Below are 21,512 nucleotides of genomic sequence, written 5' to 3' on the forward strand. Positions count from 1 at the left end.
ATGCTTTCGAAGTGAGCTTTCCTCCGGAAAGCTTTTAGGCGAACGCTACGCTCCTACAGTTCCAAAAATTCCGCTCCATTACTCCATCGTCCAAAACCTAACTTCGCTCAACATTAATTCAATTTATATAGTGATTTATATAATTCGACTTAGATTAAGCTTCTGTGATCATCAAATTCAAACATTGGATCTAAAGCAACAACTAGATATCGAAATATTGTATTGAATATTTATTGCTGGGCACAATGCGATATGCGGAAAATCTCCCTATAATAAGCTGATTATTACACAAAGATTCAGGTTTATAGGGAATTCCTCCCTATATAATTCTGTATTCGTACCATTTCCACTCAAACCAGCCAATTTACAGGGGGTTTTTCCCTATAGTCCATTTTAAAGACAATAAATCAATTCTTTATAGGGAGGTTTTCCATATAGTTCCCTATTTTGGTAAGTTAAGTTTTATCCTAATATTCTATTACTCTATAAATTTTTCCTTAACTCATTAGGGCAGCCATTAAAGCTTTTTGCGCATGCAGGCGGTTCTCAGCCTGATCAAAGATGACCGAGTTAGGACCATCAATCACGCCTGTGCTGACCTCTTCCTCACGGTGGGCTGGCAGGCAGTGCAGGAAGAGATAATCGCTCTTCGCGCCTTTTACAAGCTCCTCGTTGACCTGATAGTCCTTGAATGCCGCTTCACGCGCCTTTTGCTCCTCTTCGAAGCCCATGCTCGCCCACACATCGGTGTAGATGACGTCAGCGTCTTGTACAGCTTCTTGCGGGCTGCGAGTGACCACAATCTTTGCTCCGGTTTTTTTAGCGATCTCACGGGCTTCTGCTACAACCGCTGCATCCGGCTCATAACCTTCCGGTCCAGCGATAGATACATCCACGCCCAGCTTAGCTCCGCCAATCATCAGGGAATGCGCCATATTGTTGCCATCGCCGATATAAGCCAGCTTCAGGCCTTTAAGTTTCCCTTTGTGCTCATAAATAGTCTGGTAATCCGCCAGCACTTGGCAAGGATGTGCCAGGTCGCTCAGGCCGTTGATTACTGGAATAGAAGCATAACGAGCCAGATCCTCTACTTTGTCATGGCCGAAGGTACGGATCATAATTCCGTCGAGGTAACGTGACATTACTTGTGCTGTATCGCCAACCGTTTCACCACGTCCAAGCTGAATGTCATTTTTGCTCAAGAAAAGGGCATGCCCTCCCAGCTGATACATTCCAACTTCAAACGACACGCGCGTACGAGTAGAGGATTTTTCAAAAATAAGACCAATCGTTTTCCCCTTCAACGGCTGAAATTCTTCGCCATTTTTCTGCTTCTTCTTCAGCTCAATCGCCGAATCAATCAGATACGTAATTTCCTCCGGGCTGTAATCGTTCAGCTCCAGTAAATCACGGCCTTTCAGTTGCTGCGCAATGGTGATCTTGTTACTCTGTACGCCCTGACTCATGAGCTTACCTCCCCGTTTGCTTGTTTAGCATAAGTATGAATGAGTTCGGAGACGATGTCTACCGCTTGGTCGATCTCCTCTTTACTTACATATAGATTAGGCAGCAAGCGAAGGACATTAGGACCTGCTGTCACGAACAACAGACCTTTCTTTTGTCCAGCCAAAACAATATCGCCCGCTGGTGATTGACATTCAATCCCGATCAATAGCCCTTTACCACGGATATCCTTCACAAACGAACAGTCCGCCAGCTTCTCTTTCAAAAGACCTGTCAGATACTTACCCATTTCTTCGGCACGCTGTGGAAGCTCATCCTCCAGCATCGTCTCAATCGTCGCTGCCATAACCGCTGTTGCGAGCGGTGTTCCTCCGAAGGTGGACGCATGGCTGCCCGGTGAAAAAGCTTCACGCAAATACCCTTTGCCAAGCATTAAGCCCGCTGGGAACCCACTAGCAATCCCTTTAGCCAAAGTGAAAATATCTGGTTCAATTCCATAATGCTGATGAGCGAACAACTTGCCTGTACGTCCCATACCTGTCTGTACCTCATCTACAATCAGAAGCAATCCGTGTTTCTTGCACAGTGCCACTACAGCGTTCAAAAACTCAGGCTCTACCTCAAGCACGCCACCCTCTGCAAGCACCATCTCTAGCATGATAGCAGCGGTATGATCCCCGATAGCAGCTTCTAACGCTGGCAGATCATGTAAGGGTACAGTCTTGAAGCCTGCTGGAAGCGGCAGGAAACCTTCTTTTACCTTTTGCTGACCTGTAGCTGTTAGTGTGGCTAGTGTACGTCCATGGAAGGATTGTTCGAATGTGATGATTTCATAACGGTCGACACCTTTTACCTTCTGGTGATAACGACGAGCCAGCTTAATAGCAGCCTCATTCGCTTCTGCCCCACTATTGCAGAAAAACACTTGATCAGCGCAGCTATTCTCTGTCAAAAGGTTTGCAACTTTGTCCTGTCCAGGAATATGGAACAGGTTCGAGACATGCCAGAGCGTATCAATCTGATCCTTTAGCTTCGCACCGACTTTTTCAGGAGCATGACCTAGACTGGTCACAGCTAATCCACTTGTGAAATCAAGATACTTGTTGCCCTTATCATCCCATACCCAGGTGCCCTTGCCTTTCACTAAGCTGAGATCATATCTGGCGTAAGAAGGGAATACCGCGCTCAGCTTGCCTGCTGCAACATCCGGTGTACCTGATCCTACTGTATCGGTCTGCTGTGCCCCTGCTTGCGGATCCAATTCAGCTTGTGTAAGCTTGCTCATTCTAAGTCACTCTCCCATCTTGTGCTCCTGTGTACCAGGCTGCACCTCTAAATGATATTCATCTATGATTCTACGAACGAATAATACGTGTGCCTATTGCTTCACCTTGTAGTACTCGGCTAAGCACCCGCGGTTCTTTTCCATCCACAATGATAACCTCTGAAACGCTGCCTTGAATGCAATCGATAGCTGCCCGTACTTTAGGGATCATGCCGCCGTAGATTTCTCCACTTTCAATTAAAGCTTCGATTTCCTGTACGGTAACGGATGGAAGCACAATCTTTTGACCCTCCACCGTACTCATGATACCAGGTACATCTGTGACTACAATCATTTGGGGAGACTGTACATAAGAAGCGACTGCCCCTGCTGCTGTATCTGCATTAATATTGTAGCGCTGACCTGCAGCATCTACACCGATCGGTGCAATGACAGGAATATAACCCATCCCAACAATACCAGTTACAATCTCAGCTTTTACTTCCGTTACTTCTCCTACCAAACCTACTTCAGCGCTATTAGCTACGGGTCTAGCAGTAATCATATTTCCATCGATGCCGGATAGTCCTAGAGCTAGACCACCACTTCCTTGAATTCGTCTTACAATCGCCTTGTTGATACTCCCTGCCAGCGTCATCTCTACGACATCTAGTACTGCCTCGGTGGTTACTCGCAGACCGTTCACGAAGCTGCTTTCAATGCCCAGCTTTGCTAGATTCTCTGAAATGGCTGGCCCTCCGCCATGAACAATCACAGGCTGAATGCCTTCCTGCTGCAAATCTCGTAAATCTTCGAAAAAAGAATCAGGAAGAGCAGCCAACGTACTGCCCCCGCATTTCATCACAAACAATCCACTACCATCTAATGCATCTATAAGTTCAAGCTCGCTATTTAGCGTCATATGTTCGGTATCCTTCCCTTGTGGGCTTAATCACGCCACAAATTAGGTACGATATGCAGCGTTAATACGCACATAATCGTAAGTTAGGTCACAGCCCCAAGCTGTAGCCTTTCCGGTTCCATCATGCAAATCTACAGTGATCAGCACAGTTTCACTTTTTTGCAAATAGGCCAAAGCCTTCTCCTCATCAAAAGCAACCGGCTTCGAGTGCAGTAGCACCTCAATATCACCTAAAGAAATGTTTACACGTTCAGGCGATACCGGAACACCCGCGCGTCCAACCGCAGCAATGATCCGTCCCCAGTTCGCATCCGCTCCAAAAATAGCAGATTTCACTAGACTAGAACCCACCACTGTCTTGGCAATCGCTGCAGCAGCTTCGTCATGAACAGCACCATTCACTTGAACCTCAATCAGGTGAGTTGCACCTTCTCCATCACGAGCAATCGCTTTGGCAAGCGTCTGGCAGACATACGTGAATCCTGCAGCAAAAGCGTCCCAATCCGGATGCAATCGGGTCAGCTTCTCATTACCTGCAAGCCCACTAGCCATCGACACTAACATATCATTGGTGCTAGTATCTCCATCCACTGTAATCATATTGAAAGTAACATTGGTAGCAGAACGAAGTAGACTGTGTAAATCCTCCGCTGAAATATCAGCATCTGTTGTCATAAATCCAAGCATGGTAGCCATGTTAGGATGAATCATCCCAGAGCCCTTCGCGGCTCCAGCAATAGTAACTTCTACACCGCCAACAAGCACCTTCACGGCAACCTCTTTTTTAACTAAATCAGTTGTAAGTATGGCCTGACAAAATTCTTCCGCTCCAGCAGCCCCACCGTCCAGCTTCTCTGGCAATGCAGCAATACCGCTACGTACGCAATCCATCTTCAGCAGCTCACCGATCACACCAGTCGAAGCAACAGCAACATCATTAACCTCTACACCCAAATGTTGAGCCGCAGCAGCGCGCATCTCATAAGCATCGGCCTCGCCTTGTTCACCTGTGCAGGCATTAGCATTCCCGCTGTTCACGACTACCGCCTGCAACGTTCCGTTCACAATACTTTCTCGCGTCACCTTCAGCGGAGCCGCCTGAAAAACATTTGTCGTATACACGGCAGCAGCCGTAGCTGGAACCTCACAAAGAATCACTCCGAGATCGTTGCGGTCTGTTTTTTTCAATCCACAGTGCAGTCCTCCGGACTTAAATCCTTTAGGTGAAGTAATGCTTCCACCTTCCAAGGCAGTAAACAATTCAATCTCGCTCATGTTATTTGTACCGCTGATCCTTATGGATACACAGGTGTGTAGCCGAGGCCAAGGGTTTCCTCCCATCCCATCATCAAATTAAGGTTCTGTATTGCCTGACCTGCCGCACCTTTTACAACGTTATCAATGACGGAGACTATGGTCACCCGCCCTGTACGAGCATCTGTCGCAAATCCGATATCACAATAATTAGAGCCGCTAACTTCTTTTGTCGCTGGAATCACACCTACATCGCGCACCCGCACATAAGGTCTGCCCGCATAATATTCACGATATAAATCCACAAAATCCTGATCCGTATAATTGCCCTTCATTCCTGCATACATCGTACTCATAATTCCTCGGCTCATCGGCACGAGATGTGTGGTGAACGTTACGGTTACCTTTTCTCCAGCAATCTCCGTGAGTGTCTGCTCGATTTCTGGTATATGTTGATGTTTATTTATTTTATAAGTTTTTAAGTTCTCGTTTATCTCTGCATAATGCACCATCAGGCTCGTTCCGCGTCCTGCACCGGTAACCCCGGATTTAGCATCAATAATAATACTGTCATGTTTAATCCAGCCTGCCTGAATCGCAGGAATTAGTCCAAGAAGTGTAGCCGTAGGATAACAGCCTGGATTAGATATAAAATCAACCCCAGCCGCACGCTCTCCGAACACCTCGCAAAGTCCGTATACAGCCTGCTCTAGATATTCATCAGCCGGAGCCGGATGTTTATACCAGTGCTCATACTCTGAACCGTCCTTTAATCGAAAGTCACCGGACAGATCCACTACCTTAAGTCCAGCTTCCAGCAGCTGCGGCACCAGCTTGGCACTTACACCAGACGGCGTAGCCGTAAAAACCACATCCGCCCGCTCAGCCATCTGCGCCGGATCAACGCCATCCAGCCTTCGGTCAATAATGCCCGTCAAATGAGGAAACCCTTCCTCTATCGCATCCCCTGCACTAGATGAGGAAATTACCGAAGTAATCTCTACTTTTGGATGACTTTGTAGTAGCCGAATCAGCTCTACGCCTCCATAACCCGTTGATCCAACAATCGCCGTCCTCAGCTTGCCTTCCACTGTCATCCCCACTTCCTGCTTATCATGAATATATTATTTAATATAATGCATTCCGTCTTAGAAATATGTATTATTATACATCCCTATTAATATAAATACAACACATTGTGTGAACTTTATTATCCCTAAATATAACCTTATTTACAAAAAAAGAGAAGCATCGCCTCCCACTTAGGAGAGATTACGCTTCTCTTTTAAACCCTTCACCTAACACTTCATGTGCTTCGGTAATAACAACAAATGCACTTGTATCTACAGATTGGACTATCGCCTTTAGCCTTGATACTTCATTCTGGCCTACCACTACCATCAGAACGGTACGTGCATCGCCGGTATACCCGCCATGTGCATCCAGCTTCGTCAAACCACGATCCAAATCATTTAATATCGCTTCAGATATTTCTTCCGTCTTGTCAGAGATTATGTACGCAACCTTCGTATAGCGGAAGCCGACTTCTATCGCGTTAATGGCCTTCCCTGTCACAAACAATCCGATCAGTGCATATAACGCTTGCTCCATACCGAGTATAAAGGCAGCCAGCGCAATGACTGTACCATCCAGCAGCACTACGGAAATCGAGAAGCTAAGACCGGATAGCTTTTGAATAATCTGCGCCAAAATCGTAAGGCCACCTGTCGAGCCCCGTCCCCGGAACACAAGTCCCAGCCCCACCCCGACACAGATACCGCCATAAATGGAGGCTAAGAGTGGATTGGTTGTAGGTGCAGGTAAATCTTTTGTCACAAGGATAAACAACGGCAGCACAAAGCTCCCAAGTAGCGAGCGCACTCCATATTGCTTACCTAAGAAAATTACCCCGAGTACAAACAGCGGAATATTAAGCGCCCATTGCGTATACGCTGGTTCAGCTCCAAACCAGGCTTCAGCCAAAACAGACAGACCAGACACACCACCAGAAGCAATATGATTCGGCAGAAAAAAGAGATTAAACCCCAGCGCTGTCACTAACGAGCCAAGCAGGATTAGTGTCGTATCCACTACATGTCGGAGTGGCCCATTAAGAGGAATCAGTGGGGGCTTATTACGTGAATTGATTTTTTGCATTTCATGGCGCTCCTTAAAGTGTCATCTTGCTCTACGTAAGAAGAAACGGCTATTCCATCCATATCAAAGAATGGTATCCGTTTCCCCTTAAAAAATATAAAGATAAAGTATGGAGTAAGCTTATACTTTCCTATATTCTCGAAAAAACCCCTTAATCCGCCTCAACCTTGATCTGGCTACGCAAGTACCCATCAATGAATGCATCAATATCTCCGTCCATCACAGAACCCACATTCCCCGTTTCCACGGAAGTACGGTGATCTTTAACCATGTTGTACGGATGGAATACGTAAGAACGAATCTGACTGCCCCAAGCAATGTCTGATTGCTCGCCGCGAATCTCATCCAAATGCTGTTGCTGTTCTTGCAGTTTGCGCTCATAGAGCTTGGAACGCAGCATCTTCATCGCCTGCTCGCGGTTTTTGATCTGTGAACGTTCGTTCTGACAGGTTACCACCACGCCCGAGGGCAAGTGAGTAATCCGTACCGCAGAGTCCGTGGTATTAATATGCTGTCCACCGGCGCCGCTCGCCCGATACGTATCGATTTTCAGATCCTCAGTACGAATCTCAACGTCTACATCATCGGCAATTTCCGGAACGACATCACAGGATACAAAAGAAGTATGCCTTCTGCCCGAAGAGTCAAACGGAGAGATCCGTACAAGCCGATGGACACCCTTCTCAGCTTTTAGGTATCCGTAGGCGTTGAAGCCTTTAATAAGTAGCGTGACACTCTTAATTCCTGCTTCATCACCCGGTAAATAGTCCAACACCTCAACCTTGAATCCACGTTTTTCAGCCCAGCGCGTGTACATACGTAGCAGCATTTGTCCCCAGTCTTGGGATTCCGTTCCGCCAGCACCCGGATGAAGCTCAAGAATTGCATTCAGCTTGTCATACGGCTGGTTAAGCAGCAATTGCAGCTCAAATTCGTCCACTTTACGGCCTAAGCCGCTGATTGTTTCCCCAATTTCCGCTGCCAGATCCGCATCGCCCTCTTCATCAGCGAGCTCTGCCATCATCGCAGCATCATCGTATTCCTGTTGAAGCTTCTCGTATTGATCTACGGAAGATTTCACAGCGTTCATCTCGGCAATTACGCTTTGCGCTTGCTCACTATTATCCCAGAATCCTGGAGCCGCCATTTTCTCTTCAAAGTTAGAAATCATCTCTTGCTTAAGATCTAAGTCAAAGAGACCCCCTAAGGTCAGTTAGTTTCTTGCCTATTTCACGCAGATCCTGCTTTACATTTGGTTCTATCATAGGTCACTTCACCTTTCAAAATAGGTTGATACGGTCTTTGCTCTAATGGATAGTTAGTGGGTGAGTGAATGTTCAGCCATTCCGAGAAGGATTGGACTTCCGATCGCTGTTATCCTCAGATTCCTTGATTAGATAACCGCACTTGCGGTTGGAATCTGAAGATAAAGGCGAGCGCTACGCTTCTCCAGTTCCAAACTTTCTCTCCATTCCACATTCACTCAAGTGCTAAAGATCCAAAAAAGCGACTGGGCCGTAAACGGGGGATACCCCCGGGCCCAGCCGCTCTTTATGGTTAGTATACCCATGGAAGCGATAATAAGGACTAGATGAGAGGCAAGAACAAAGAAAACCACATTCCAATGCCAACCTCATCTATCCTTAGAACGCTAAATATGTGTATTCCTAAACGTTTGTCTTATGCGTTTTGACCGTGGCAATTCTTGTACTTCTTGCCGCTTCCGCAAGGGCAAAGATCGTTACGGCCAGTCACAGCCTCAACATGAACCGGACGTTTCTCAACAGGTTCGCTGTTTGTAGAGATCTTGTCTTCATCAATAACGGATTGACGTTCCTGATTCGCCTCGATGTGTGCCTTCATAATATAAGTAGCTACTTCTTCTTGAATCGTAGCAGTCATAGTATTAAACATCTCAAAACCTTCGAATTGATACTCACGAAGTGGATCCGTACCACCGTAAGCACGCAAGTGAATCCCTTGACGCAATTGATCCATTGCATCAATATGATCCATCCATTTGCTATCTACGGAACGAAGCACGATTACCTTCTCGAATTCACGAACAAGTTCTGAACCCAGACGTTCTTCACGTGCAGCATATTTCTCAAGCACACGTGCGAAAATGAACTCAATGATCTCCTCTGCTTCCTTACCCCATAGAATATCACGGGTCAAAGCACCTTCTTCAAGCAGCTTGCTGTTTACGTAATCAGCAACTTCTTGCAGTTCCCAGTTCTCAGGAATATCATCGCTACAGTGTGCGAGAACGATACGCTCAATCACAGGCTTGATCATTTCAAGCACGATATCTTTAATATTATCGGACTCCAGAATCTCACGGCGTTGTTTATAAATAATTTCACGCTGTTGATTCATCACGTCATCATATTGCAATACGACTTTACGGATATCAAAGTTATTGCCTTCAACACGTTTCTGAGCAGATTCTACAGCACGTGTGATCATGCGGCTCTCAATCGGCTGATCTTCCTCGAATCCGAGACGATCCATCATAGTCAGAACGTTGTCAGCACCAAAACGCTTCATGAGCTCATCGCCAAGCGACAAGTAGAATTGTGTAGAACCAGGGTCACCTTGACGACCCGCACGACCGCGCAGCTGGTTATCAATCCGGCGCGATTCATGACGCTCTGTACCAATGATATGCAGACCTCCAAGATCCGTCACACCTTCACCCAGAACGATGTCCGTACCACGTCCAGCCATGTTGGTAGCAATCGTAACTGTACCTGGCTGACCTGCATGGGTAATGATTTCTGCTTCCGCAGCATGATGCTTCGCGTTAAGTACTTGGTGTCTAACACCTTTGCGCTTCAGCATTTCAGATACGAGCTCTGAATTCTCGATCGACACTGTACCAACCAGGACAGGCTGGTTCTTTTTGTGACGTTCTACAATTTCTTCCACAACAGCCTTGAACTTACCGTTCTCACTCTTGTAGACAACATCCGGCATATCATCGCGCTTGTTCGGCTTATTGGTAGGAACCTGAAGAACCTCAAGACCATAAATCTTCTTGAATTCTTCTTCCTCAGTCTTCGCTGTACCTGTCATACCGCCCAGTTTGCGATACATACGGAAGTAGTTCTGGAAAGTAATCGTAGCAAGCGTCATACTCTCGTTCTGTACTTCGATTTCTTCCTTCGCTTCAATCGCTTGGTGCAACCCATCGCTATAGCGACGACCCGACATTAGGCGTCCCGTAAATTCATCAACAATAACGACCTCACCCTCATTCACAACGTAATCTACGTCACGACGCATAATTACATTTGCTTTCAGGGCTTGGACGATATGGTGATTCAAGGTTACATGACTGTGATCATACAAGTTCTCGATACCAAAAGCGCGCTCAGCAGTAGCTACACCTTTTTCAGTCAAGGCTACAGACTTCACTTTAATATCTACCGTATAGTCTTCTTCAGCCTTAAGCTTCTTCACGAAACGGTCTGCTGAAAAATACAATTCTGTAGACTTCTCAGCTTGTCCGGAAATAATAAGAGGTGTACGTGCTTCATCAATAAGAATAGAGTCCACTTCATCAATAATACAGAAATACAGAGGGCGCTGAACCATTTGCTCTTTATAAAGCACCATGTTGTCACGCAAATAATCGAAACCAAATTCGTTGTTCGTGCCATACGTAATATCGCAGGCATAAGCAGCTTGTTTATCAGCATGGTCCATACCGCTTAGGTTAACCCCAACCGTCATGCCCAGGAAGTTATAGATTTGTGCCATTTGTGCGCTGTCGCGCTGAGCCAAATAGTCATTGACCGTTACTACGTGTACGCCTTTACCTAGCAAAGCATTCAAATACACTGGCAATGTACCTACTAGTGTCTTACCTTCACCAGTTTTCATCTCGGAGATTCGGCCTTCATGCAGAGCCATACCACCAATTAACTGCACATCAAAATGCCGCATACCCAGTGTCCGCTTGGAAGCTTCACGTACGGTTGCAAATGCCTCAGGAAGAATTTCTTCCAGAGTTTCGCCTTTTTCAATACGGGTACGGAATTCTGCTGTCTTAGCTTGTAACTGTTCATCAGATAGCTTTACAAATTCCGGTTCCAATCCATTAATTACATCGACTGTCTTCATGAGACGTTTAACGTCACGATCGTTGGTGTCTCCGAATATTTTCTTTACAAGTCCTAGCATGGTTAACCCCTTTCATGCAACACAGATGGTGGAACCGAGCCCATCCTCACAAAATTGAAAGGGCCATTTATAAATTCGATTCCGCTGCTTCATAAATTGTAACAGTTTGTAAGAGATGCCGCAATACAAGGTGTATCAGCCACATTTTTCAATATAGTCACTTATACGCACAAGAGCCCTATTCGCTTGCAGCGAATAGGGGCTCGGTTTAAATTTCTTAGGTTCTGACTAACTCTCGAGGCCCTTTATACTTAGAGCATAACTGGCATCATTGTAACTTAGCCCTGTTCAATCAGTCCATATTTACCATCATCACGTTTGTAAACTACGCTCACTTCAGAGGTGTCGATATTGGAAAACACAAAGAAATTATGCCCTACCATGTTCATTTGAAGAATTGCTTCTTCCACATCCATCGGTTTCATCGTAAAGCGTTTGTTCCGCACAACTTCTAAATCATCATAATCTTGTTCTTCTACAGCAACAGCGGTACTAGCTCCATCCACAAACAGCGTCTTGAGTCCCTCTTGACGGAACTTACGGTTGATCTTCGTTTTGTGTTTGCGAATTTGACGTTCCAGCTTGTCCACAACGGCATCTATGGAAGCATACATGTCATCGCTGCGGTCTTCGGCACGAAGCGTCACGCCAGCAAGCGGAATGGTTACTTCCACCGTATGAAGGCCGCGAACTACGCCAAGCGTCACAGACCCTTCAGAGGTAGGGGGTGCTTCGAAATACTTCTCAAGTTTGCTGAGCTTCTTATCAACATATTCTCTCAAAGCGTCGGTCACGTCAATTTGTTGACCTCGAATGGTGAATTGCATGGCCACTCCTCCTTTAGTTACACCTTCATTATACCAAATTGTTAAGGCTAAGTAAAAAGTAATTCCTTACAGCCCTTACAATTAGATAACAAATATTGTCGTAGTGTTCACAAATAAAACAAGTCCGGTAAGAGCAACTATTCGCCTCACCGGACCAAGAGTAAACCTGTCGTTATTATAGAACGAATTCCATTCTTATATTCCCAAACTGAGACAGTATAAGATTAAGTTACTTAGTATGAATTCGGATGATTTCTACAGGTGACAATTGTGTACCTGATCCTGTAATAACGTATACCTTATAGGCAGTATTCGCAGTCAATCCAGTCAAAGTATGCTTATGCTTTACACCAGGAGCAAAAGTAAGTGTGTCCGTCCATGGAGCAGTCAATGCTGTACCAGCACTATTCTGACCTAAAGAAATTTGCGCTGCACTAGGCGCTTTTTCATTAGCAGGCAATACTACATATCTTACTGGGGTGGGAGCGGCACCTGTCAAACCATATTTAACATATACATCTGCTGTAACTGTACCTACTTGTCCTGGTTCAAAAAGCGTAATCGAGTTTGCAGTTGCCTGAGCAGTAGTTAATCGGACTGTAGTTACATCAGAAAGTTTACCTGAAGCATCAGCTACTGCAATGTAAGTCGCATACTCCGTACCAGGATTCAATCCGTAAACCGAGAATGTAACCTTAGTATTACCTACAGCAGCAGCGCTACCATGATATACGCTTGCAGTTCCGTCACTAAGTTGTCCTTTTTCTACTTGCAGGGCACTTGGTGCACTTACATTAGTAGTATAAGGAGCTACAACATAGTACACTAAGCCTGTTACCGAAGATGTCAGGTATACATCGGCTGTTACCGAACCAACGTTACCATAGGTTGCCCCAGTTACGGTTGGTTTTGTTTCATTTTCTCCGCCACCGTTACCGCCGCCAGATCCACCACCAGTACTGCCACCTGGAGTAGCTGTTGGCGTTGGGGTAGCTGTTGGAGTCGGAGTAGCCGTTGGCGTTGGGGTAGGAATTACTCCACCGCCTGTGCCGCTACCTGGGTAATAGATGACTGAGGTATTGATGATACCTACAGCCTCTGCACGTGTTAACGATCTCTTAGGACCGAAGGTTCCATCCGGATAACCGTTAATAATCTTCTTATCCGCTGCAGCGGCTACTGCACCTTTTGCCCATGCTGCAATTTGTGCATTGTCTTTAAATTTGCTAGTAGTGCTATTGGTGCTCAATTTAAGTAATTTCGCAGCCATTACTGCTGCCTCTTGTCTTGTGAGCGGACTATTAGGACGGAACGTATTGTCCTCGTATCCTCCGATATAGCCAGCTTCCACGGCTTTAGCCACTTCACTGTAGTTCCAGTTTGTGCTTTTCATATCTTTAAAGCTTACAGTTGCTTTTTCTTTAAAACCGAACAGGCGATTTACCAGAGTCACATACTCTCCACGTGTAATTGCCTTGTTGGGTTTAACTGTACCATCTGGGTATCCTCCAAGGTATCCACTATCTAACCATTCCTGTAGCTGAGCTTGGGCCCAGTGACCTTGAATATCCTTAGGTACGGAGGCAGCAGATACGCTGCCAAGAGATCCTAATAACATGCTAACTCCTAAAACTCCGGTCATGAGACCGCGCAACTTCTTTTTCATCCTGCTAATCATCCTCCTAAAAGTTTTGATAGCATAGGCTATATGAATCTCTCATGGAAGTATTGGCCTAGGCTAACATAGTGTGCGTCGAGGCAAGATAAACAGCTCAACGTAAAGCTATTACCCACATTTCGGAGAGTTCTAACATTTTCCATATTAAAAATTTACAAAGTACGCTATTTTCTTTCTATTAACTGCCTTGATAGAGGCTTATGAGCACACAAAATATCCCCACAAAGAGAAGCTTTACTTCGATGCATACTCAGGTACTTTGCGGGGGCCCCAAACACATAAAAAAAGGACCTTGGGAGAATTCCCAAGATCCTTGCTAGCGCTGTCTAAATTGCTAACCATCTACTTATATGTAGGTCGGCTTAGCCGTATGATTATAATTTGATTACGTTAGCTGCTTGTGGTCCGCGTGCGCCTTCAACGATATCGAACTCTACGGATTGGCCTTCATCCAAAGTCTTGAAACCGTCAGTTTGAATCGCGGAAAAGTGTACGAATACGTCGCCACCGTCTGCAGTCTCGATAAAACCATAACCTTTTTCTGCGTTAAACCATTTTACTTTACCTTCCATTGATTAAACATTCCCTTCGTCATCAGATGAACGTGAGTCTTGCTCACAAATCGACTATACCACCGTAACTTCTTCATTGTCAATTGGAAAAGTAAATGTTTACATGCAATAATTTACCACGTAGAATAGGACGTTTAATTTACCATAATCAAGAAATGGCTGAGGCGTAAGGATCAAAAAAAGAGCAGACGGTATTTAATACCCGTCTACTCCTATAGCGAAACACTGAAATATATTATTTTCTGCGATCCATTAGAAAGCTATCTGGAGTGTAAGCAGCCTCGTATGCGCTGCGCTGTGCTTTGGCTTGATTGCGCTTCTGCAACCAGTCCAGAGCCTCGAGGCAAAGAGTGTTCATGCGAGCAGTGATTTCTGAATCGTGATGCAAAATTCGTTCAATTTCGACCTTTTGCGCTTCCGTTGCAGGAACCAACGAGAACTGTCGGATAATGTCATCAATCAATTTCTGACGCTCGTCCACGAAAGACTCTAACTCTTCAAATTCGACTTCGTATAACCGCTCCATTATATTCTGCGTCAATTGCTTCAACTCTACAACAAGCTTATCTTTATCCATTTGCACTTTCCGTAGATAACGGCTCTAGCCCCTGAGTTGTCGCGATCTTCGAAGCCTGTAGCCAAGTTTCTCGCAATTCCGTTAAGTAGCCCAACGCTTCTTCTGCCTTAACTAGATCTTTACGAATATTAGCCTCAACCAGCAGAAAATTCGTATATTCATACATTGAGTATAAATTTTTTGATATTTCATAAGTATAATCAAGGGTACTCATTAACTCGCTGATAATAGTCTGAGCTTTGCCAAGGTTAAGATTAGTCTTCTCCAAATCATGCTTTCTCAGCCCGTCCATTGCCGTTCTCACGAAACGAATTGCACCGTCATACAACATTACAACCAACTGTGCAGGCGTGGAAGTTTGGATAGATGATTGTCGGTATTTCTCATAAGGAGATGTAAGCAAGATTGTCTCACCCTTTATTTTAAGATAGTCCCAAGCTGGACATCAGGCTGGAGGACTGTGTCGTCAGTTTGTTCATTGCACTTTCCATCGCTGAGAATTGCTTGTAGTAACGATTTTCTACCATTTGAAGGTTTTTCTGCATAGTAGTGATTCGACTATTATAACTTTTAAGTTGTTTCCCAATAATACTTTCCTCTTTAAAGGTACTATTTAAATCCATTGAGAATTTGTTGGTACCAGCACGATCAGAGATCATATCTAAGGTGCTCGTAATGTTATTTGCTATTTTATTAAAGATACCTGATTGTGGAGCATTTGCGGTACCTTGAAATAAATCAATAGCGAGCTGTGGATTTGCACTTAAAGCATTTTTCAACTTCGTCTCATCCGATATAACTAACTTACCGTTCTCCATATAATTCCCTGTGGTTATACCAATTGCATTAAGGCTTCCAAGCTTCTCCGTTATCGCTTCTCTCATTTTTGATAGAAGACTAGTGACAATGTCGTTGTTTTTGAACAAACCACTTTTGGCTTTTTCAGTCCAACTATCAATTTCTCCTTCTTTCATTTCCTTTTTCTGCTCATCTGATAGTGGTTTAAAGTCACGATACTTAGTTTCATTAACTTTGCTATTAAGTGCTTTTATTAGAGCGTTATAGTCCTCCATAAACCCCTTGATGGTTTCCAGCGCTTTATCTGGATCACTTTGAGTTTTAACATTGGTAGGAATGTCTGTACCGCTGCTATTGGTCACATCCAGTAATGTTAGTTGAACCCCATTGATAGTGAAGACGTTGCTGGTAACGTTTTTGATAGCCTCTCCATTAATCGTGACTTCTGCATTCTCACCCTTAGTAACCTCTTTGATCGCATCCGCGCCTTCTGCAAAAGGTACTGCTCCTTTGAATAGGCCTAAAAATTCATAGGAGGCTCCACTCATTTTCACCTCTCCAGCGGAATTACCGGTAATCGTTAGTTTACCATCTACAAAACTTGCCGTCACGTTGACATCTGGTTTTGTATTTATCGCTGTCACAACATCTGCTATTGTGGTGGAGGCTTTAAATGAAAAGCTCTTCCCGTTAATATTAAAACTATAATATTTCACCGGAGCAGCCGGATCAGGTTCTTTCCCATCCAACATTTTTTGCAAATCAGCGAGTGTTTTATCACTTGTGACACCTATGCCTGCCCCGTTAGTTTCCACCACTGTTTTCTTTGAAAAAAGTGCCAGTAATGAATTGCTACCAGCTGGGGTCTCAACTTTAACTGTCCCTTCTGCACCACCAATTTTAGAGGCGATTGATAACTTCCCTGTAATCTCATCATAACTTGCAACAGCATTAGCCTTTGTATTAGAATTGATCGCTGCTACCAGAGAAGATATAGAAGTGAGACCATTAAACAGAGAATTACCCGCGCTATCCTTAAAACTCACTCCATTAATAGTGATGTCAAATCCTTTCTTAAGATATGCAGCCTCTTCTTCTTCAGAAAGCTCTGACAAATCCACCCCATCTAACTGTGCCAATGAAGTTGAACTGGGTATACCTTGACCTAAGCCGATGGTTTGAAGAGTAGTTGTGGTAGCAAGTTTAGTCACACTTACCTTCATATCAACTTTAGTTGCATTTGCAGTGGCTTCGGCCTTCACTGCAGTTGTATTCCCCGTGGTCACAGCTTTATTCACATTTAAGGAATCGGACTTTTTATATTTATCATTTAATTTATTTGTACGAAAATCATAGAGCACACTGTTCAGCTCTCGGTATCCTTCTCTAGTCCACTGTAATACTTGCTTATCCTGATTGAGTTTATCCAGTGGTACACGCTTAGTTGCCATCATGCTCTTGACCATACTATCAATATCCATACCCGAAAATCCATTGATTCTTGTAACCAAATCAGCACCTCCAAATGTTAGATTTTCTCGTCTACAAGTATGCCTGCAATTTCCATCATTTTAGCAACGAGATCCAGCGTTTTTTCTGGTGGAACTTCACGAATTAATTCACCAGTATCTTTATTAAGTACCTTTACCATAATATCATGCGTCTTCTCGTGGATACTGATCTCCAACGTAGTCTGAGGTCCTTGTAGAGATTTCACTGCTCGCTCAATGGTTCGAATAAGCTGTTCTTCAGCAACAGATACGTTCACACCTTGCTTCTCTCTCAAGCTCATCTCCTTAGTATTTTGAATTGGAGTGAGTGATTTTATCTGTGGCGTAGACTCTGTGCTGTGATTGCTCTCTGTACCGCTAGGTCTGTTTAACGTAGAACTGGCAGTGAGTGAAAACTGTACATTCATTATCCTGGCCTCCAGCAACGCTATTTATATTGTATATATCGGTTTCATTTAGGGATAATTTAGGATTTGATACCTGTCAAGAAAAAAAAGAAAAAAAGCCCCGGGTTTCCCCGGGGCTTTGGTCAAACAAGAAGAAATTAACGAAGCAATTGTAGAACACCTTGTGGTTGTTGGTTAGCTTGAGCCAACATAGCTTGTGAAGCTTGAGCAAGAATGTTGTTTTTCGTTTGTTGCATCATTTCTTTAGCCATGTCAACGTCACGAATACGGGACTCAGCTGCACTCAAGTTCTCGGAAGCAGCACCCAAGTTGTTGATGGTGTGTTCCAAACGGTTTTGCATAGCACCCAGACTACTACGTTGGGAAGAAACTTTTTGCATAGCGTTTTGAACGGTTTCGATTGCAGTAGCCGCACCAAACTTGCTGGAAATATCAATGGTTTTTACGCCAAGAGCTTCTGCACGCATATCTCCCATGGAAATAAATGCGGTTTGACCAGCATTCGCACCAATTTGTGTCATAATGGAGTCATCCAATTTATCATTAGCAGCTTCATCTTTACCAAATACAAAAGTCATACTTTCTCCGACTTTCATAGCGTTCATACTAGTAACAGCTAAAGATGCAGCACCAGCAAGAATATCTGTTCCAAATGCAACAGCAGTATCTGTAATTGTGATGTTAGTAGCAGCAGTCGTTATTTCTTTACCATTTGGTCCAATAATTTTGTAATCAGTAGCATCAAATGCTCCTGCAGCCCCATTAGTACCAGTTCTTACAATCATGTAAGCACCGTCAACATTAGATTTTGTAGCAGCTGTACCAGCTTTTGTATTCAAAGCAGTTATTTCTGAAGCAGCAATTTTGACACCAGAGTTATTGTTAACTTTAGCAGTACCAGCTACTGCTTCAGTTACACCCTTTGCAGAACCATCCAACAACTTCTTGGTATTGAACTCAGTAGTGTTACCAATACGGTCCAATTCAGTAACCAATTGTTTTACTTCGGATTGAAGTTCTTTACGGTCAGCATCTGTATTAGTATCATTGGAGGATTGAACAGACAGCTCACGCATACGTTGCAGGATGCTGTGGGATTCGTTCAATGCGCCTTCAGCGGTTTGAATCAAAGAGATCGCATCTTGTGAGTTCTTGGAAGCCATATCCAAACCACGGATTTGACCACGCATTTTTTCGGAGATTGCCAGACCGGCAGCATCGTCACCGGCACGGTTGATACGAAGACCGGAAGACAATTTCTCGATATTTTTGTTAGTGTTAGCTGTGTTTGCAGTCAGTTGACGGTGAGTGTTCATCGCCGCGATATTGTGGTTGATAATCATTTGATATTTCCTCCCTGAAATTAAGTTAGTTCCACATCCATGTGGTAAACGCCGATCCATTAAGGTCGGCCGCCCTGCCGGCTCAGCGTCTAATACATATATCGACGGCATGCACCCAACTGTTTAGAGCAATTCGAAGTTTTTTTTAAATTTCTTGGTTAAATTCTCCAAAATAAAACAAAAAACCTGAATCTGCGTTTAAACAGTCCCAGGTTCTACATTATATATGCGAAATATGTTAATTAATCATTCTTATTTACACCACGAAGTCGATTGATCAATGCGTTAAGATCAGTCTGCTGTGGAGCAACAGACTCACGGTTAGCCTCTTGAATCGAGAGGTATACCTCTTTACGAAAAATATCGACATGCTTGGGTGCAGAAATCCCAACCTTTACTGTGTCACCATCCACGCTTAAAATTGTCAGCTCGATCTGATCTTGAATGACGATGGACTCCCCTTTTTTGCGGGAAAGTACGAGCATATCATCCACCGTCCTTTCCATCGATAACCAACTGCTCTTGCAGTAGGCTATGCTTCGTATGATAAGGTGCTTTATGCAGCACGATTTGTTTGCCAGAATGCCCTACAGGATTCAGTACAATAGGAGCTAAAAGGTTAATCGTGGACAGCTCGACTTGTTCCTTCAATGTAATAACACACCGAACAATAACCTCATTGTCTATACCTAGTTCTTCAGCTTCTTCATTCAGTAACTCAAACTCATAGGACGGATAAAAAACAAATGGATCACCCAAAAGAAAAGATAGTCCTTTATTTTTAATTGACTGCAGATACCAAAAGGGTGTCTCCGCCATCGCGATCAAAGCAAAGTCTGTTTCTTCATCAAAACCAGGTAGTCCCTTGGGAAAATGATATACTTGCTCCTCATTTACTTCCAGTTTGCCCCAAGATAGTGTTTCTATATTCAAATTATTCACTCCTCAAAAGTTTTGCATCGCAAAACTAACTTCTTACAAAATCCTAGTACATTATATATAGCACAAAAGCTATAGAGGCGCTTGGCACATCTATAGCTTAAGAAGCTACAATTGAACATTCAATTCTGGTGGAATAAACTGAATCGAAGCGTATTGCTGCATATAAATATTTAACTTGCCACGGGTATATTCAATTTCCGGATTATGTATCTCCACCTGAATATCCACTTTTGCGGCTCGATAATCAATTTGCGGGGCTCTCGTTTCAATGTGAATATCCACATTATCGTATGATGCCGGGCCGCGAATCTCAGGAAAAGAATTTGGTTCGGTATCTGTACCGTACACTTCTGCAATCGTATTACCCGGTCTAAAAAACTCAGCCATCCGATTCCCTTGCTCAACCTTTCGGGCAATGCCCTGAAGGTATAACTGCTGAATGCCAGAATAAATCCGTTTGTTCATATCCAGCATCTTTCCACCGTTATAAGCCTCCCAAGCACGGGACTGATCTATTGTCAGCTCGGGCCTAGTGGATTGAACTGTTAGTTCACCCGGAGTAGTTGTTACACTAAACTCCGCCTTAGGCTGAGCGATCGAATATGCGCCCGGATCAGCGTCAATACCTAACAGAGCAGGAGTCTGACGAATTTGCAACATCGGCTGTATCAATGAGAATCCACCTCTTCTATCTAATAAAGTCTACAAGAGTGGTAGATATAATTTTTGCACCTACAGACAGAGAGGCATTATAGATATTCTCTTGAATCTTTGAATTCATAATCAAACCTTCGTAGTCGGCATCTTCGGTCTTGGCTTGAAGATCCGTTAGGTTTACATTCAAATCACTAAGCCGATCCTGCATCAGCTCTACGCGATTAGTTTTGGCCCCTATTTCAGAGCGAGCCGTAAGAATTTTTTCCATCCTTGTATCAATTGAACCAAGCTGTGCCGATATGCCTGTGAAATTACCTGACTTTAACGCACCTGATAATTGATTAATAATTGCAAACAGATTATCCGCATCCCCAGTGTTACCGAATACGTCATTACCTGTCGTACTAATAGGCATACGCACATCTTCACCTACAATAAACTGAATCTGCCCGGCATCTGTTGTAATCGGCTTAGATACATCATATGTACCATCTGCACCTTTAACGAAATCATAAGGTTTCGTGTTATATTGCTCGCCATTAAAGATATACTTGCCATTAAGCGTACTGTTAGCTATATCCACAAGTTGGCCTTTTAACTGCAACACTTCTGCATTGATACTGTCTAGTGCTGACTGCGGATTAGTACCTGTCGAAGCTTGTACTGTCAACTCACGAATCTTCTGAACAACGTCCCCAGCTTGACCTAGGACGGTATCATTATAATCCAGCCATGAAAGAGCGCTGTCTACATTCTTAGTATATTGCTCATTAGATGAAAGCTCCGCACGGTAGCGTAGGGAATACGTAATCCCTACCGGATCATCGGAAGGCTTATTGATTTTGCGACCACTTGAAAGCTGTAGCTGTGTGTCGTTCATCGTACGTGCATTACGGTTTAGGTTAAGCAGAAGCTGTGAATTCATCATGTTAGAGGTTACTCTCAACATAT

20 protein-coding genes are annotated in these 21,512 nt (G+C 44.1%); all 20 read right to left on the reverse strand.

Annotated elements, in window-relative coordinates; genetic code table 11:
- Window positions 1-497 precede the first annotated feature (497 nt).
- Window positions 498-1,466, reverse strand: a complete 969-nt coding sequence (argF, locus tag L1028_RS01790) for an ornithine carbamoyltransferase (protein WP_234530500.1) — start codon at window positions 1,464-1,466, stop codon at window positions 498-500.
- Complete coding sequence (locus L1028_RS01795; RefSeq protein WP_234530502.1) at window positions 1,463-2,749, reverse strand: aspartate aminotransferase family protein; 1,287 nt, start codon at window positions 2,747-2,749, stop codon at window positions 1,463-1,465. The genes argF and L1028_RS01795 overlap by 4 nt, the downstream gene beginning before the upstream one ends.
- Window positions 2,750-2,819: 70 nt before the next feature.
- The gene (gene argB / locus L1028_RS01800) at window positions 2,820-3,650 is read right to left on the reverse strand and encodes an acetylglutamate kinase (RefSeq protein ID WP_234530504.1); all 831 of its coding nucleotides are present in this window, start codon (window positions 3,648-3,650) and stop codon (window positions 2,820-2,822) included.
- Between the two features lie 42 nt (window positions 3,651-3,692).
- Window positions 3,693-4,925: a bifunctional ornithine acetyltransferase/N-acetylglutamate synthase gene (argJ, locus tag L1028_RS01805; protein WP_234530506.1), complete on the reverse strand. Its 1,233-nt coding sequence runs from the start codon at window positions 4,923-4,925 to the stop codon at window positions 3,693-3,695.
- 20 nt (window positions 4,926-4,945) lie between these two features.
- Window positions 4,946-6,001 (reverse strand): N-acetyl-gamma-glutamyl-phosphate reductase, encoded by a 1,056-nt coding sequence (argC, locus tag L1028_RS01810; protein WP_423803001.1) that lies wholly within the window; start codon window positions 5,999-6,001, stop codon window positions 4,946-4,948.
- A gap of 175 nt (window positions 6,002-6,176) precedes the next feature.
- Window positions 6,177-7,061 carry a YitT family protein gene (locus L1028_RS01815; RefSeq protein ID WP_234530507.1) on the reverse strand — a complete coding sequence of 295 codons (885 nt, stop codon included), beginning with the start codon at window positions 7,059-7,061 and terminating at the stop codon, window positions 6,177-6,179.
- Between the two features lie 151 nt (window positions 7,062-7,212).
- Window positions 7,213-8,326 (reverse strand): peptide chain release factor 2 gene (gene prfB, locus L1028_RS01820; protein ID WP_234530509.1). Its coding sequence is split into 2 segments (ribosomal slippage): window positions 7,213-8,253 and window positions 8,255-8,326, totalling 1,113 coding nucleotides; the frame shifts between segments, so codons are not numbered across the junction.
- A 415-nt stretch (window positions 8,327-8,741) separates the two neighbouring features.
- Entirely contained in the window at window positions 8,742-11,249 is a 2,508-nt protein-coding gene (secA, locus tag L1028_RS01825) for a preprotein translocase subunit SecA (protein ID WP_234530520.1), read from the reverse strand.
- Between the two features lie 278 nt (window positions 11,250-11,527).
- Entirely contained in the window at window positions 11,528-12,076 is a 549-nt protein-coding gene (hpf, locus tag L1028_RS01830; protein WP_042131328.1) for a ribosome hibernation-promoting factor, HPF/YfiA family, read from the reverse strand.
- A gap of 229 nt (window positions 12,077-12,305) precedes the next feature.
- Window positions 12,306-13,742: an S-layer homology domain-containing protein gene (locus L1028_RS01835; RefSeq protein WP_234530522.1), complete on the reverse strand. Its 1,437-nt coding sequence runs from the start codon at window positions 13,740-13,742 to the stop codon at window positions 12,306-12,308.
- Between the two features lie 386 nt (window positions 13,743-14,128).
- The gene (locus L1028_RS01840; protein WP_019915069.1) at window positions 14,129-14,326 is read right to left on the reverse strand and encodes a cold shock domain-containing protein; all 198 of its coding nucleotides are present in this window, start codon (window positions 14,324-14,326) and stop codon (window positions 14,129-14,131) included.
- 235 nt (window positions 14,327-14,561) lie between these two features.
- Window positions 14,562-14,903, reverse strand: a complete 342-nt coding sequence (gene fliT, locus L1028_RS01845; protein WP_234530524.1) for a flagellar protein FliT — start codon at window positions 14,901-14,903, stop codon at window positions 14,562-14,564.
- A complete protein-coding gene (gene fliS / locus L1028_RS01850) occupies window positions 14,896-15,306 on the reverse strand; it encodes a flagellar export chaperone FliS (RefSeq protein WP_234530533.1) in 411 nt (136 codons plus the stop codon). The genes fliT and fliS overlap by 8 nt, the downstream gene beginning before the upstream one ends.
- Before the next feature lie 19 nt (window positions 15,307-15,325).
- Window positions 15,326-17,212, reverse strand: coding sequence for a flagellar filament capping protein FliD (gene fliD / locus L1028_RS01855; RefSeq protein WP_234530543.1), 1,887 nt, complete (start codon window positions 17,210-17,212; stop codon window positions 15,326-15,328).
- Window positions 17,213-17,229: 17 nt separating this feature from the next.
- A complete protein-coding gene (locus L1028_RS01860) occupies window positions 17,230-17,619 on the reverse strand; it encodes a flagellar protein FlaG (protein ID WP_234530545.1) in 390 nt (129 codons plus the stop codon).
- A 137-nt stretch (window positions 17,620-17,756) separates the two neighbouring features.
- The gene (locus tag L1028_RS01865) at window positions 17,757-18,962 is read right to left on the reverse strand and encodes a flagellin N-terminal helical domain-containing protein (protein WP_234531153.1); all 1,206 of its coding nucleotides are present in this window, start codon (window positions 18,960-18,962) and stop codon (window positions 17,757-17,759) included.
- 242 nt (window positions 18,963-19,204) lie between these two features.
- Window positions 19,205-19,447 carry a carbon storage regulator CsrA gene (csrA, locus tag L1028_RS01870; RefSeq protein ID WP_234531154.1) on the reverse strand — a complete coding sequence of 81 codons (243 nt, stop codon included), beginning with the start codon at window positions 19,445-19,447 and terminating at the stop codon, window positions 19,205-19,207.
- A gap of 1 nt (window position 19,448) precedes the next feature.
- Entirely contained in the window at window positions 19,449-19,895 is a 447-nt protein-coding gene (gene fliW / locus L1028_RS01875; RefSeq protein WP_234530557.1) for a flagellar assembly protein FliW, read from the reverse strand.
- A 114-nt stretch (window positions 19,896-20,009) separates the two neighbouring features.
- The gene (locus L1028_RS01880) at window positions 20,010-20,576 is read right to left on the reverse strand and encodes a DUF6470 family protein (RefSeq protein WP_234530559.1); all 567 of its coding nucleotides are present in this window, start codon (window positions 20,574-20,576) and stop codon (window positions 20,010-20,012) included.
- A 16-nt stretch (window positions 20,577-20,592) separates the two neighbouring features.
- Window positions 20,593-21,510, reverse strand: a complete 918-nt coding sequence (flgL, locus tag L1028_RS01885; RefSeq protein ID WP_234530561.1) for a flagellar hook-associated protein FlgL — start codon at window positions 21,508-21,510, stop codon at window positions 20,593-20,595.
- Between the last annotated feature and the right edge of the window lie 2 nt (window positions 21,511-21,512).

This window comes from Paenibacillus pseudetheri (genome assembly GCF_924513355.1).
In the GTDB taxonomy this organism is placed as follows: domain Bacteria; phylum Bacillota; class Bacilli; order Paenibacillales; family Paenibacillaceae; genus Paenibacillus_AQ; species Paenibacillus_AQ pseudetheri.